Origin of the sequence: Streptomyces sp. NPDC056479, assembly GCF_042795335.1 — a bacterium.
Taxonomy (GTDB): domain Bacteria; phylum Actinomycetota; class Actinomycetes; order Streptomycetales; family Streptomycetaceae; genus Streptomyces.
In genome coordinates this window covers 344,815-359,051 of the sequence record NZ_JBHTRZ010000010.1, presented here as the reverse complement: position 1 = coordinate 359,051, position 14,237 = coordinate 344,815, and the positions used below count along the sequence as shown (strand labels likewise).

Sequence of the window (14,237 nt, the reverse complement as noted above, 5' to 3'; positions counted from 1 at the left end):
TGGTTCACTTCACTTCAGGCACGGCAAGACGGGAACGGCGATAGCCGTACAGGAAGTAGAACACGAGACCGGCCGCCATCCAGCACCCGAAGACCACCCAGGTGACGGTGTCGAGGCTGAACATGTTGTAGGCGCAGAACAGGAAGCCCAGCACCGGCAGCACCGGCCCGAACGGCACCCTGAACGTGCGCTCGAGCTCCGGCCGCCTCACGCGGAGCACGATCACCGCGATGTTGACCAGCGCGAAGGCGAACAGCGTGCCGATGCTGGTGGCGTCGACGAGCTTGCCCAGCGGGATGAGGGCCGCGAGGGCGCCGCAGAACAGGGACACGATGATCGTGTTGAGGCGGGGCGCGCCGGTCTTCGCGTGGACCTTGCCGAGCGCCTTGGGCACCAGGCCGTCGCGGGACATCGCGAAGAGGATGCGGGTCTGGCCGTAGAGCACGGTGAGGACCACGCTCGCGATGGAGATGACGGCGCCGAGGGCGAGCAGGGTGCCGTAGAAGCTCTGGCCGCTGACGTCGTTCATGATCGCGGCGAGGGAGGCCTCGGAGCCCTCGAACTTGGTCCAGTTCCAGGCACCGACGGCGACACCCGCGACGAGCACGTACAGCGCGGTCACGATGATCAGCGAGAGCATGATCGCCCGCGGCAGGTCCTTCTTGGGGTCCTTGGCCTCCTCACCGGCGGTGGAGGCGGCGTCGAAGCCGATGTAGGAGAAGAAGAGCGTGGCACCCGCGGCGCTCACGCCGGCCATGCCGAGCGGCATGAAGTCCTCGTAGTTGCCGGACTTGAAGCCCATGAAGCCGACCGAGCAGAACAGCACCAGCGCGGCGATCTTGACGGCGACCATGATCGTGTTGGCGCGCGCGGACTCGCGGACGCCGCCGAGCAGGAACACCATCGCCAGCAGGACGACGATCAGCGCGGGCAGGTTGATGATCCCGCCCTCGCCGGGCGCGGAGGACAGCACGGACGGGATGGTGACGCCTATCGTCCCGTCGAGCAGCTCGTTGAGGTACTCGCCCCAGCCGACCGCGACGGCGGCCACCGACACGCCGTACTCCAGCACCAGACACCAGCCGCAGACCCAGGCGACCAGCTCGCCCATCGTTGCGTACGCATACGAGTACGAGGAACCGGCGACCGGGATGCTGCCCGCCAGCTCGGCGTAGGACAGGGCCGAGAACAGCGCCGTGAGACCGGCGATCACAAAGGCCAGGGTGACCGCGGGACCGGCCTCCGGGACGGCGTCGCCGAGGACGACGAAGATGCCGGTGCCGAGGGTGGCACCGATGCTGATCATGGTGAGCTGCCACAGGCCGAGGGAGCGTCGCAGGGACCCTCCCTCGCCCTGGCCACCCTCCGCGACCAGGTGTTCCACGGGCTTGCGGCGCATCAGACGCGCGCCGACGCCGAGGGACGCGGGGGCGGCTGTCTGGCCTGGGGATTGCGGGGGTGCGCCTTGGTCGAGCACGCGCTGGCTCCTTATCGCTGCCGGTCAGGGCGGCAGGGACCGGCGGCACCCCTTGCAGCAGGGACCCACCGAGCGGGGTCCCTGCCACGCCACGTACGAGGCGACAGCCTACGAGGAGTGACGTTGCTGGTGAAATGCAGCAACCTTGCGTGTGCCCGCAAGATCATTGCGTGTCTGGGGGTTGGGTGGGTGTTCGTTGCAGGAGGGCTTTCGACCGTTGCGCTCGGCTGGTCAGGGCAGGTCTTTGACGAGGAACGTGCACGCGTCGACCCAGTCGTGCAGCGCTCCGTCGGGGCCCTCGTAGGACCAGCGGTCGTGGTAGTCGATCAGGGGCCGGTAGCCGAGCCGCGTATAGAGCGCGGCAGCACGCGGGTTGTCCTTCGCGACTCCCAGACCGACGACCGTGATGCCGCGTTCACGGGCCAGCTCCTCGGCGGCCCGGACGAGTGCGGTGCCGATGCCCCGCGAGCGCAGTTCCTCCGGCCAGACACCCAGTCCGTTGATCTCCGGACAGCCGGGCCGGGCGGTGCGCACAGCGGGGGCGTCGCAGCCGATCCAGCGCATCTCCACGTGCCCGACCGGCCGTCCTTCCAACCAGGCGACCAGATAGGTGCTTTCACCCCGCTCCTGACGTGCGAACCTTCGCGCATGGAACGACAGGGCGCCGGGCGAAGCGATGTGCCGGTCGAGCAGCGCCACATCGGCGGGTCCGCAGACGGTGATCTCCATGTCGCCGAAGCTACTTCCCGGGGCATGGGAACGGCCCCCGGTTTTCCCGGCAGGCGGGTTCGACGGGGGCCGTGCAAAACGACGTTGACGTGGCGTCAGCTCCAGCTGGCGTGCAGCGGCTTGCCCTCGGCGTAGCCGGCCGCGCTCTGGATGCCGACGACCGCCTTCTCGGCGAACTCCTCCAGGGAGCCGGCACCGGCGTAGGTGCAGGACGACCGCACGCCCGCGATGATCGAGTCGATCAGGTCCTCCACGCCCGGGCGGGTCGGGTCGAGGAACATGCGGGAGGTGGAGATGCCCTCCTCGAACAGGGCCTTGCGGGCGCGGTCGTACGACGACTCGTCGGACGTACGGTTGGCCACGGCCCGCGCGGAGGCCATCCCGAACGACTCCTTGTAGAGGCGGCCGTTCGCGTCCTGCTGGAGGTCGCCCGGGGACTCGTAGGTGCCCGCGAACCAGGACCCGACCATCACGTTGGACGCACCGGCCGCGAGCGCCATGGCGACATCGCGCGGGTGCCGGACACCGCCGTCGGCCCACACGTGCTTGCCGTACTTCTTCGCCTCGGCCGCGCATTCGAGGACCGCCGAGAACTGCGGCCGGCCGACGCCGGTCATCATGCGGGTCGTGCACATCGCGCCCGGACCGACACCGACCTTGATGATGTCGGCACCGGCCTCGATGAGGTCGCGTACACCCTCGGCGGCGACGATGTTGCCCGCGACGATCGGCACCTGCGGGTCGAGCGCCCGCACCGTCCGGATCGCGGTGATCATCGACTCCTGGTGGCCGTGCGCCGTGTCGATGACGAGGGTGTCGACGCCCGCGTCGAGCAGCTGCTTGGCCTTGCCCGCCACGTCGCCGTTGATGCCGACGGCGGCCGCAATGCGCAGCTTGCCGTTCGCGTCGACGGCCGGCGTGTACAGCGTGGCGCGCAGGGCGCCCTTGCGGGTCAGGATGCCCGCGAGACGGCCCTCGGAGTCCACGGCCGGGGCGTAGCGCCGGTTGTGGCCGTCGAGCTTGTTGAAGGCCTCTCGCGGGTCGATGCCGGCGTCGAGGAGCAGCAGGTCACGGGACATGACCACCTCGAGCTGCGTGAAGCGGTCCACGCCGGAGAGGTCCTCGTCGGTGACCACGCCGATCGGCCGGTGGTTCTCGTCGACGACCACACCGGCGTTGTGGGCGCGCTTGGACAACAGGGCCAGCGCGTCGGCGACGGTCTGGTGCGGGGCCAGCACGATCGGGGTGTCGAGAACGTGGTGGCGGCTCTTCACCCAGGTGACGACCTCGGTGACGACGTCGATCGGGATGTCCTGCGGGATGACGACCAGGCCGCCGCGCCGGGCCATCGTCTCGGCCATACGGCGGCCGGCGATGGCGGTCATGTTGGCGACGACCAGCGGGATCGTGGTGCCCGTGCCGTCCGGGGAGCTGAGGTCCACACCCTGCCGCGAGCCGACCGCGCTGCGGCTCGGGACCATGAAGACGTCGTCGTACGTCAGGTCGTACGCGGGCTGGATGTCATTGAGGAAACGCACGTGCTGCACATCCCAGTCGATCAGAGGTGGCCCCCGGACAGGTCAGCCAGGGGGAAGAGCACGTACTTCATTGTCCCATGCTGACCGGAATGCGCTGTACGGTCATATCATCCAAGCAGGTCAGGGGCTCCTTAGGAGGATCCTCCAAGGGCCAGCAGCACCGAGAGCGCCGACGTCCGGTCCACCGCCTCGGTGAGGACCTCCTCGGCGATCCGCCACTCGTCGGGCCGCGCCTTGGCATACGGCTGCCAGTTCCGTACGACGATCCGCATCCCCCGGTCCACGGCACCCTCGGGCCACACGGCGCGGTCGGAGAGGGAGTCGGCCAGCGCGTCCCAGTTGCGCCCGAACCAGTCGGGCAGCCGCAGGTCGCGGGCGCAGCGGTCCATCAGGCCGGCCTTGTCCGTGACCCCGTCGAGGTCCAGCGTGACCACGAGCTCCGTCATCCGGTTACCGCCCAGGTCTCGTAGTGATCGTCCATGAACGAGGGGACGACGCCCGCGGCCGCCCCCTCCTGACTGATGACTCGTCAGTTCCCGTCCGGGTCGGCCCTGTTGAGGGTGTTCTTCGGCGTAGGACCGGACGTCATCAGGTAGTCCGCCGCCGAGGTGTCCGTCACCAGCGAGGTGACGAGCCCGGAGCGCAGCACGGCGTCGATCGCCGCCGCCTTGCGCTGCCCACCCGCGATGGCGACGACCTCGGGGATACGGCGGAGCTGGTCGGCCTTGACCGTGATGCACCGCTCCTGGAGGTCCCGTCCGACCCGGCGCCCCTCCGCGTCGAAGAGATGCGCGGACATCTCCGCGGCGACGCCGAGCGAGGCGTAGTGCGCCCGCTCCTCGTCGCTGAGCATGTCGTGCACCGTCGAGATGCCCGGCTCCCAGGAACCGATGGAGACACAGGCGACCGTGACCTTGTCGAAGTACTCGAAGGCCCGGGCGATTCCGGTCTGGTGGCGCAGTGCCGCCGCGGTGGCCGCGTCCGGCAGCAGCATCGGCGCGTAGATGGGGTGCGCGTCGCCGCCGGAGACCTGCGCGGCGCGGCGCACGGCCTCGACCGAACCGCGCTCGGCGGTCCCGGCGTCGTACACGCCCGTCAGCTGCACCACCGTGCAGGGCGGCAACCGGTCGAGGGCTGCCGCCATGTTGATGGTGGACCGGCCCCATGCCAGACCCAGCACATCGCCTTCGTTCACCAGCTCGCCGAGCAGATCGGCGGCCACTTCTCCCAGGTTCTCCGGGTCGGGCGACTCCTCGGCCTCGGCCGGGGCCTCGACCACGACGGCATGCCTGAGGCCGTACCGGGCGCGCAGCGCGTCGGAGCGCTCGGCGTCCAGCTCGGCCGGCACACGGATCTCGATGCGCACCAGATCCCGTTCGAGAGCGGTCTCCAGGACCCGGGCCACCTTGAAGCGGCTGACGCCGAACTCCTCCGCGATCTGGATCTTGGATTTGCCCTCGAGGTAGAAGCGGCGGGCCATGGCCGCCGCCTGCACCAGCTCAGCGGGTCCCATCCGCATGGCTGACCGGCCCGCCGACATACCCGACACGGCGATCTCCTCACTGCTGTTCACACTCTGGATTCGCCGTTCATCCTTGCAGATCCGGCGCTCTTGATCCGCCCTGATGGGCGGCGTTCACGTTCCCTTGGCTCAGTGGTCGCATGCCCAGGCCGCAGACTTAGTCACGCCTTCCGCCTGCGCACGCAGTGCCCGGACCGCCTCGGCCGGGTCGTCCGCCCCGTACACCGCCGAACCGGCGACGAAGACGTCCGCGCCCGCCTCCGCGCACCGCTCGATCGTCGAGGCCGAGACACCGCCGTCGACCTGGAGCCACAGGTCGAGGCCGTGCTTGCTGATCAACTCGCGGGTGCGGCGAATCTTCGGAAGCATGATGTCGAGAAACGCCTGACCACCGAAGCCCGGCTCGACCGTCATGATCAGCAGCATGTCGAGTTCGGGCAGCAGATCCTCGTACGGCTCGATCGGCGTCGCGGGCTTCAGTGCCATGGAGGCACGAGCGCCCTTGGCCCTGATCTCCCGGGCCAGCCGCACCGGGGCCGCGGCCGCCTCGACATGGAAGGTGACGGAGGAGGCCCCCGCTTCCACGTACTGGGGCGCCCACCGATCGGGGGCCTCGATCATCAGATGGCAGTCCAGCGGAGTGTCCGTCGCACGGGCCAGAGACTCTACGACCGGCACGCCGAGCGTGAGGTTCGGGACGAAATGGTTGTCCATGACGTCGACGTGGAGCCAGTCGGCTCCTTGCACCGACTTCGCCTCGTCCGCGAGGCGGGCGAAGTCGGCGGACAGGATGCTGGGGTTGATCTGCGCGGCCATGACCCAAGACTGCCATGTCCGGGCACGAATGTTCGCGCCGGTCCAGACCTAAGACGTTCATCGGATGTTGTGTCCGGGTCGCGCGTGCCATGCTGGGCGGCCCACAGGATCGTTGTGCGGCTGCGGGGGTGGCCATGACGGAGATCCAGGAGAAGAAGCGGCCCACCGGGTCCGGGCAGCAGGGCATCGCGCACCTGGTCTGCGGACGGCGGGCCAAGTGGGTGGTGCTCGTCCTGTGGCTGGTGGCGCTCTTCGTGACCGCACCGCTCGCCCAGAAGCTGAGCGACGCGCAGGACAACGACGCGGCCTCCTGGCTGCCCGGGTCCGCGGAATCCACCCAAGTCCTGGAAATCTCCGAGAACTTCAGGCCGGAGCAGATCCCCGCGGTCGTCATCTACGCCCGTGCCGACGGTCTCACGGCACAGGACCGGGCCGCGATCACGGAGGACGTGGCCCAGCTCAAGCAGCTGACCGACCACGGCATTCGCGGCGCGGAGACCCGGGGCCCGGTCTTCGACCGTGAGGTGGACCCGCGCGCGGCCCAGGTCCAGGTCCCGATCACGATGGACGAGCAGGGCTGGGACCGTATCGCCCCCGCCGTCGACTCCATCCGCGACATCGTCGGCGAGGGCGGCGGCGGGATCACCGTGCACATCACGGGACCGGGCGGCACCTCGGCGGACTTCGCCGAGGCCTTCGAGGGCATCGACTCCACACTCCTGCTGTCGGCGATGGCGGTCGTCATCGTCATGCTCCTCATCACCTACCGCAGCCCGACCCTGCTCCTGGTCCCCCTGGTCGCCGTGATCGTCGCCCTGTTCACCGCCCAGGCCCTCATCTACCTCCTGGCGGAGTACGGCGGCCTGACGGTGAACGGCCAGAGCGCCGGCATCCTGACGGTCCTGGTCTTCGGCGCGGGCACCGACTACGCACTACTCCTCGTCGCCCGTTACCGGGAAGAACTCCGCCATCACGAGGACCGCCACGAGGCGATGGCCCTGGCCCTGCACCGCGCCGGCCCGGCGGTGCTCGCCTCCGGCGCGACGGTCGTGCTGAGCATGCTGGTGCTGCTGGCGGCTGAGATGAACTCGACGAGCGGCCTCGGCCCGGTGGCCGCGATCGGCGTGGCGGTGGGCCTGCTGGCGATGATGACCCTCTTCCCCGCGCTTCTCGTGATCTGCGGCCGCTGGATCTTCTGGCCGGCGATCCCGCACGTCGGTGCGGAGAACCCGCACGAGCGCGGCGCCTGGGCCCGCATGGGCCGCGGTATCGCCGGCCGTCCCCGCATGACCTGGGCCATCACTGCCGCGGTCCTCGCGGTCTGCTCCCTGGGTCTGATCCAACTGCGTGCAGAGGGCCTGAGCAACGCCGACGCGTTCACCGACAAACCGGAGTCCATCACGGGCCAGGAGATCTCCGAGCGCTACTTCCCGGCGGGCAGCGGCGACCCCTTGGTCATCGTCAGCAACCAGGCCCAGGCGCGGGAGGTGGGCCGTGCGGTCGCCGACACCGAGGGCGTGGTCCCCGAGTCGCTGGGCCTGCCACCCGGCACCAAACCGTCGTTCGACGGCAAGGTGCTCTTCGAGGCGACGATGACCGCTCCCGCCGACAGCGAGGCCGCGAAGCAGACGGTCGAGCGGGTCCGCGACGCCGTGCACGCGGTGCCGGACGCGGACGCCCAGGTGGGCGGCGGTACGGCGGCCCTGTTGGACATGGACAAGGCGACCACGCACGACAACATCCTGATCATCCCGCTGGTCCTGGTCGTGGTGATGGTGATCCTCGCTGCCCTGCTCCGCGCCGTCGTCGCACCCCTGCTGCTGATCGGCACGGTGATCCTGTCCTTCGCGGCGGCGTTGGGCATCAGCGCGCTGGCCTTCCGGCACCTCTTCGACTACGCGGGCGAGTCGACCGACTTCCCGCTGTTCGTCTTCGTCTTCCTGGTGGCCCTGGGCATCGACTACAACATCTTCCTCACGACCCGCATCCGCGAGGAGGCCCTCCGCCAGGGCACCCGACCCGGCGTCATCACGGGCCTCGCCGCCACGGGAGCGGTCATCACCTCGGCCGGCCTGGTCCTGGCCGGCACCTTCGCCGCCCTGGGCACCCTCCCCATGGTCGCCTTCGCCGAGATCGGCTTCGCGGTGGCGCTGGGAGTGCTGCTGGACACGTTCATCGTGCGCTCGGTACTGGTGACGGCGCTGTTCCTGGACGTGGGCCCGAAGGTTTGGTGGCCGCATCGGCTGGCGCGGGAGGATGGGGGTGCGCGGGAGGTTGCGGGGCGGCGGGGTGGTTGAGGTCGACCAACGGCGGGCCAGGTACTTCAGCCCGTCCGGCGTTTGAGGACAAGGCCCCTTCAGGGCAAAACCGATTTCTGGGGGGACACCCCGGGGGGGGTGAAGGGGGAAGCGCCCGGGGGGGGGGGGGGGGGGGGGGGGGGGGGGGGAAAAACCCCCCCACGGCCAACCCTCAGCTCACCCGCCGCATCAAAGCCATATACATCGCATCCGTCCCATGCCGATGAGGCCACAACTGCACATCAGGCCCCTCCCCCAACTCCGGCACCCCAACGAACAGGGGCCGGGCATCCACCAGCTCCACCCCACCCCGCTCCTTCATCACGTCGTCCACAACCACCCGAGTCTCCGCAAGATGCGGCGAACAGGTGGCGTACCCGACCACACCCCCCACCCGCACGGACTCGATCGCCCCCCGCAACAACGCCCGCTGAAGCGGAGCAAACCCCTCCATATCCTCCGGCCGGCGCCGCCACCGAGCCTCGGGCCGCCGCCGCAACGCCCCCAGCCCGGTGCAAGGCACATCCACCAGCACCCGATCAAAGCTCCCGGCCAGCCAAGGCGGCCGGGTCCCATCCGCGGCGATGACCTGATACGGCCCCGGATTGCCGTGCAACGCCTTCGCCACCAGCCCCGCCCGATGCGGCTGCTTCTCGGAGGCGAGCAACACAGCCCCCCGCTCAGCAGCCAGCGCCCCGAGCAGCGCCGCCTTCCCCCCGGGCCCGGCACACCCGTCGAGCCACTTCTCATCACGGCCGTCGAGCGGAGCATTGGCCAGGGCGAGCGCGACCAACTGGCTCCCCTCGTCCTGCACCCCCGCCCGCCCTTCCCGCACAGCCTCGATGGCCCCGGGCTCCCCGCCCTCGGCGAGCCGCACGGCATAAGGCGACCAACGCCCCGCCACCGCGGCCTCCTCACCGAGAAGTTCCTCGGTCGTGGCCCGCCCCGGCCGCGCGACCAGCGTCACCTCGGGGCGCTCGTTGTCGGCCTCCAGCAACGCCTCGATCCCGGCCCGCCCGCCACCGAGCGAGTCCCAGAGCGCGGAGACGACCCACCGCGGATGCGAGTGCACAACGGCGAGATGGTCCTCCGCATCCTCCTCGTACGGCGGCGCGACCCGCTGGATCCACGCGTCGAGGTCGTCCTGAGCGACCTTCCGCAGCACGGCGTTGACGAATTTGGCCCGCCCGTCACCAAGCACGACCCGGGCCAGTTCGACGGACGCTGACACCGCGGCATGCGTGGGAATCCGCGTCCCCAGCAGCTGATGCACACCCAGACTGAGCACATCGAGCACAGGCGGGTCGACCTCACGCAACGGCCGGTCCACACACGCGGCGATGATCGCGTCGTACGTTCCCTGCCGCCGCAGCGTCCCGTACACCAGCTCGGTCGCGAGCGCGGCATCCCGCCCGTCGAAGTCGCCCTTCTCCCGCGCCTTCCGCAGCAAGGGCGGCAGCACGAGATTGGCGTACGCGTCCCGCTCGTCCACGGCGCGCAGCGCGTCGAAGGCGAGGATGCGGACGGGGTCCTTCTGGGGCCGCCGGTAGGGCTTGCCGGTTCTGCGGGGCCGACGGGAGGTGTCGCTCACGAAAAGGTGCTCCGGATTACTGGATGAGATGTACGCCCAGCCTACGTCGCACGGTCGGTCCGGCGGACGTCCGGTTACGCCCCGAGGCTCTCTCCGTCGCCGATCCGCACGCCCCGCGCCCAGTCCGCGGCCCGCATCGGCTTCTTGCCCTGCGCCTGCACCCACAGCAACTCGACGGCGTACGAACCGGTCCCGACGTACACGTTGTTCTTCCCGACGGAAAGCGCACCGGGGGCGAGATCGTCCCGCCCAGGCAGAGGCTGGACCTGGATGAGCTTGAGCCGCTCACCCCGGAAGACGGTCCAGGCGCCCGGCGCGGGCGTGCACCCACGCACTAGCCGGTCGACGCGCAGGGAGGGGGCGCTCCAGTCGATGTGGGCGTCCTCGACGTTGACCTTGGGGGCGAGGGTGATCCCGTCGGACGGCTGCGGTACGGCCTTCAGCGCGCCGTCCTCGATCCCGTCCATGGTCGCGGCGAGCAGCCCGGCGCCCGCGAAGGCGAGCCGGGTCAGCAGGTCACCGCTGGTGTCGGTGGACCGGATCTCCTCGGTGACCGTGCCGTAGACGGGCCCCGAGTCGAGCCCTTCCTCGATGAGGAAGGTGGAGGCGCCGGTGATCTCGTCGCCCGCCATGATCGAGTGCTGCACGGGCGCGGCCCCCCGCCAGGCGGGCAGCAGCGAGAAGTGCAGGTTCACCCAGCCGTGGGCCGGAATGTCGAGGGCGACGCGGGGCAGCAGGGCGCCGTAGGCGACGACGGGGCAGCAGTCCGGCGCGATCTCCCTGAGCCGCTCCAGGAACTCGGGATCCCGCGGCTTGGCGGGCTTCAGCACCTCGATGCCCGCTTCCTCGGCCCGCTCGGCCACCGGGCTCGCCACCAGCCTGCGCCCCCGCCCGGCCGGCGCGTCGGGCCGCGTGACTACGGCGGCGACGTCGTGCCGCCCGGAGGCGATCAGAGCGTCCAGAGCGGGAACGGCGACCTCGGGGGTACCGGCGAAGACAAGCTTCATGGGTGGGCACGGGCCTCTCGGGCGAGGTTGGCAGGGGCGACACACAAGTCTATTGGTGCACGGCGCAGGGGCTCACCACGGCAGCGCACGCACGCTATTGGGCTCCTGGCTCCTCCTGGCCGACTGGAAACGGGTGAAGCGCCGGCTGGGGACATACCGAGGCCGAAGGCCGAGGCACCAAGGCGCACGGACCCCCGGCCCAGGGGCGTAGGCATATGCCCACACGCCCCCACTGCGTGACCAGCGGAGCGCTGCCGCGTTGGTCAAGAAAGAGTTGACCACAACGGGCCGCATCCGTCGCATCTGTTTTCGCGGCCCACTCCTTCAACGCCGGTTCGAGAGGCTTGTTCATGGCCGACCACGCAACCCACGACGCCCAGGCTCGGGCCAGCCTGCACTTGCTGGTGCGGGACATCGAGCGGGTCCGCCGGCAGGTGGACGCACTGCGCACGCTCACCGCGCAACTGGGCAATGTCTACCGCCCGCGCCGCTCCGGTCCCTCCACGGGCTTCGTCGTCTACGGACGCGCCCCCGCCCCGACGGTCCGTCTCGCCCAGGAGCTGCGGGACAGTGTCGAAACCCTGGTCACGGCAGCCGTGGACTTCGACCGCTCACTCGGCTTCTCCTGGGACGCGGTGGGCAGCGCCCTCGGCGTCACCAAGCAGGCCGTCCATCGCCGCTACGGCGCACGCCGCGCCGCCACCCAGGCGGCAGCCGAGGCAGAGCGGACCACCGAGCCGGCGGGCACCCGGACGGTCAACGTCTCCACCGCCCTCCCCACGGTGCCGACGGTTCCCGCCGCCCGCTCCATGCCGACGCAGCCGACCGCAGGCAGCCCCGGCCTCCGCGACGAGGCCAGGCCCACGGCGTTCCCGGGCCCGCGCAACGGCTGACCCCCCTGAACTCTGCCCTCCCGGAGCGCACCCGGGAGGGCAGAACCATTTCCGGAGCACTGCCGGACCGCTGCCGGGGCCGGAGGGCCACACCAAGCGCTCCGCCGCCGTCACCCGATATCAGGCGGATCGATCCGAACCCGCACGGCCGCGGCCTCCCCGGCCCCACCACCACGCGCCATCCGAGCAGCCTGCGCGGCCTTCAGCGCCGAGGCCAACGCGGCCCCGCTCCCCGGCGGAACCCGGACCAACGCCCGGTCCCAGTGCTCCCCCGGCGGCGGCGCCCCCACGCGCCGAGGCCGCCCCGCCGCCGTGACGGGCAGCGGCACGGGCCCCAACACCTCCGCGTCCGGCGGCAGTTCAGCCGCACGGAGGAACTCGGCGATCACTTCCCCGGGCCCGGCCACGGAGGCCATCCGGGACACCGGCGGAAACCCCAGCTCGGCCCGCTCGGCGAGCTCCCGCACCGCATGCCCGACGGGATCCCAGCGCACCAGCGCCTGTACGGGCCGCAGCGTGGGCTCGGCGACGACGACCACCGTCCCCCCGGCGCCCTGCGGCCGTACCAGGGCGGCAGCCCCGATCCACCGCCGCAACGCGTCCTCGCCCGCCCGCAGATCGGGCCGCCCGACCATCGCCCAGCCGTCCAGCAGCAGGGCCGCCGCATACCCGCCCTCGGCGACGGGCTCGGCGCCAGGTGTGCTCACGACCAGCGAGGGCGTGCCCGGCACGGTGTCCAGCACATGCTCACGCCCCGAGGTCCGCACCGGAACGGCGGGAAAGGCCCGCCCCAACTCCTCGGCGGTCCGCCGTGCCCCCACCACCTGGGCCCGCAGCCGGAACCCGCCGCACTCCGGGCAGTGCCAGGCGCCCTCCTCGCGCCCGCACCACTCGCACTGCAGATCGGCCCCGGAGCCCTGCGCCTGAAGCGGCCCCGAGCAGTGCCGGCACCGAGCCGGCGCACGGCAGTTGGCGCAGGCCATCCGTGGCACATACCCCCGTCGGGGCACCTGTACGAGCACCGGCCCGTGCCGCAGCCCGTCCCGCACCGCCTGCCAGGCGAGCGTGGGCAATCGGGCGGCCCGAGCGGCCTCGTCGCGCGCGAGATCCTGGTCGCCCACGGTCCGTACGAGCGGAGCGGCTCCCCGCACCTGTTCCCGCGTGGCGACCAACGGCCGGGCCCAGCCGCTCTCCACGAGCTGGGCCGCCTCGACGGTGCAGCTCCAACTCCCCAGCAGAAAGCCGCACTTGTCCTGCGCGGCCCGCAGCAACAACACTTCACGCGCATGGGGCTGCGGGGCGTGCTGCTCACTGTGGCTGTCGTCGCCGTCGTCCCAGAGCGCGACCAGACCGAGGTCCTGCACGGGCGCGAACATGGCGGCCCGCGTCCCGACGACGGCCCGCACGCTCCCCCGCCGCACCGCGAGCCACTCGCGATACCGCTTCTCGGGTCCGGCGTCGGCGGTCAGCACCGCGTGCCGTCCCTCGCCCATCAGCGAGGTCAGGGCGGCGTCGACCCGGGCGACGGCCCTGCCGTCCGGCAGCACGACCAGGGCCCCGCGCCCGGAGGCCAGCGTGGCGACGACGGCCCGAGCCAGCTCCTCACTCCACTCCGGTCCGGGCAGCGCATTCCACACGGCCCGCGGCGCACCCCCGGAGGCCAGCGCCTCCAGAAAACCGGCCCCCCGCTCATAGCGTGCCCATGACCCCACCTCAGGTGCCCCGGGCCGTGGAAGCGGCTCCGGCGAGGGACGCTGCTCGGCGCGCGCGCTGCGCGGCGGCACAGCGAGCTGCAGCACATCGGCGAGCCCCCCGGCATACCGGTCGGCGACAGCCCTGGCGAGCCCCAACAGCTCCTCGCTCAGCACCCGCTCGGGCGAAACGACCTGGGCGAGGGCAGCCAGCGGCCCGGAGTAGTCGGATTCCGCGACCCGCTCCACGAGGAACCCGTCGATGAGCCCCCCGCCCTCACGCCGCCCCTCGCGCACCCGATGCCGCCCGGCCCCGAACCGCACGCGCACCCGCACCCCGGGCTGCGCATCGGCGTCGAGTTCCTCGGGCACGGCGTAGTCGAAGTAGCGATCGAGATGCAGCACACCCTTGTCGACCAGCACCCGCGCGACAGGCAACTCCTTGGCGAGACCGGCCCCCCGCCACGTCCTCGGCTTGGCCCGCGGTGCCTTGGCCTTCCGCACGCTCTCCCGAATGAGCGCGAGCTGCTCCGGCGACGCCCCCTCGGCCCCGCCACCACCGGTCCCGTTCTCGCTGCTCACGCTTGCATTCTTACCAAACCCCACTGACATCGGGATGCACCGGGAAACGCCGAGGCCCGGCGCCCCGACAGGGGACACCGGGCCTCGAACAAAC

The 14,237-nt window shown here is 71.1% G+C and carries 11 protein-coding genes; 2 read left to right on the top strand and 9 right to left on the bottom strand.

Going from position 1 to position 14,237, the window contains the following annotated elements:
- Window positions 1-4: 4 nt before the first annotated feature.
- The 6 genes from ACFQ6S_RS35360 to rpe all read right to left on the bottom strand — a co-directional run bounded on the left by ACFQ6S_RS35360 (window position 5) and on the right by rpe (window position 6,082).
- The gene (locus ACFQ6S_RS35360) at window positions 5-1,477 is read right to left on the bottom strand and encodes an amino acid permease (RefSeq protein ID WP_383418857.1); all 1,473 of its coding nucleotides are present in this window, start codon (window positions 1,475-1,477) and stop codon (window positions 5-7) included.
- A 231-nt stretch (window positions 1,478-1,708) separates the two neighbouring features.
- Window positions 1,709-2,206, bottom strand: a complete 498-nt coding sequence (locus ACFQ6S_RS35355; RefSeq protein ID WP_383418855.1) for a GNAT family N-acetyltransferase — start codon at window positions 2,204-2,206, stop codon at window positions 1,709-1,711.
- A 95-nt stretch (window positions 2,207-2,301) separates the two neighbouring features.
- Window positions 2,302-3,744: a GuaB1 family IMP dehydrogenase-related protein gene (locus tag ACFQ6S_RS35350; protein WP_383418853.1), complete on the bottom strand. Its 1,443-nt coding sequence runs from the start codon at window positions 3,742-3,744 to the stop codon at window positions 2,302-2,304.
- Between the two features lie 131 nt (window positions 3,745-3,875).
- The gene (locus tag ACFQ6S_RS35345) at window positions 3,876-4,190 is read right to left on the bottom strand and encodes a barstar family protein (protein ID WP_383418851.1); all 315 of its coding nucleotides are present in this window, start codon (window positions 4,188-4,190) and stop codon (window positions 3,876-3,878) included.
- A gap of 83 nt (window positions 4,191-4,273) precedes the next feature.
- The gene (locus ACFQ6S_RS35340) at window positions 4,274-5,317 is read right to left on the bottom strand and encodes a sugar-binding transcriptional regulator (protein ID WP_383418849.1); all 1,044 of its coding nucleotides are present in this window, start codon (window positions 5,315-5,317) and stop codon (window positions 4,274-4,276) included.
- A gap of 78 nt (window positions 5,318-5,395) precedes the next feature.
- On the bottom strand, window positions 5,396-6,082 hold the full coding sequence (rpe, locus tag ACFQ6S_RS35335) for a ribulose-phosphate 3-epimerase (RefSeq protein WP_383418847.1): 687 nt from the start codon (window positions 6,080-6,082) through the stop codon (window positions 5,396-5,398).
- Window positions 6,083-6,216: 134 nt separating this feature from the next.
- Between rpe and ACFQ6S_RS35330 the strand changes: the two genes are divergently transcribed.
- Window positions 6,217-8,379 carry an MMPL family transporter gene (locus ACFQ6S_RS35330; protein ID WP_383418846.1) on the top strand — a complete coding sequence of 721 codons (2,163 nt, stop codon included), beginning with the start codon at window positions 6,217-6,219 and terminating at the stop codon, window positions 8,377-8,379.
- A 172-nt stretch (window positions 8,380-8,551) separates the two neighbouring features.
- Here ACFQ6S_RS35330 and ACFQ6S_RS35325 read toward each other — a convergent pair whose 3' ends face one another.
- Together ACFQ6S_RS35325 and fmt are read right to left on the bottom strand one after the other, a co-directional pair.
- Entirely contained in the window at window positions 8,552-9,970 is a 1,419-nt protein-coding gene (locus tag ACFQ6S_RS35325) for an RsmB/NOP family class I SAM-dependent RNA methyltransferase (protein WP_383418844.1), read from the bottom strand.
- Window positions 9,971-10,044: 74 nt separating this feature from the next.
- Window positions 10,045-10,977, bottom strand: coding sequence for a methionyl-tRNA formyltransferase (gene fmt / locus ACFQ6S_RS35320; RefSeq protein ID WP_383418842.1), 933 nt, complete (start codon window positions 10,975-10,977; stop codon window positions 10,045-10,047).
- A 350-nt stretch (window positions 10,978-11,327) separates the two neighbouring features.
- Here fmt and ACFQ6S_RS35315 point away from each other — a divergent pair, with 350 nt between their 5' ends.
- The gene (locus ACFQ6S_RS35315) at window positions 11,328-11,870 is read left to right on the top strand and encodes a hypothetical protein (protein WP_030048834.1); all 543 of its coding nucleotides are present in this window, start codon (window positions 11,328-11,330) and stop codon (window positions 11,868-11,870) included.
- Between the two features lie 110 nt (window positions 11,871-11,980).
- On the opposite strand, the gene ACFQ6S_RS35310 is transcribed toward ACFQ6S_RS35315, so the two are convergent.
- Window positions 11,981-14,143 carry a primosomal protein N' gene (locus ACFQ6S_RS35310; protein ID WP_383418840.1) on the bottom strand — a complete coding sequence of 721 codons (2,163 nt, stop codon included), beginning with the start codon at window positions 14,141-14,143 and terminating at the stop codon, window positions 11,981-11,983.
- Between the last annotated feature and the right edge of the window lie 94 nt (window positions 14,144-14,237).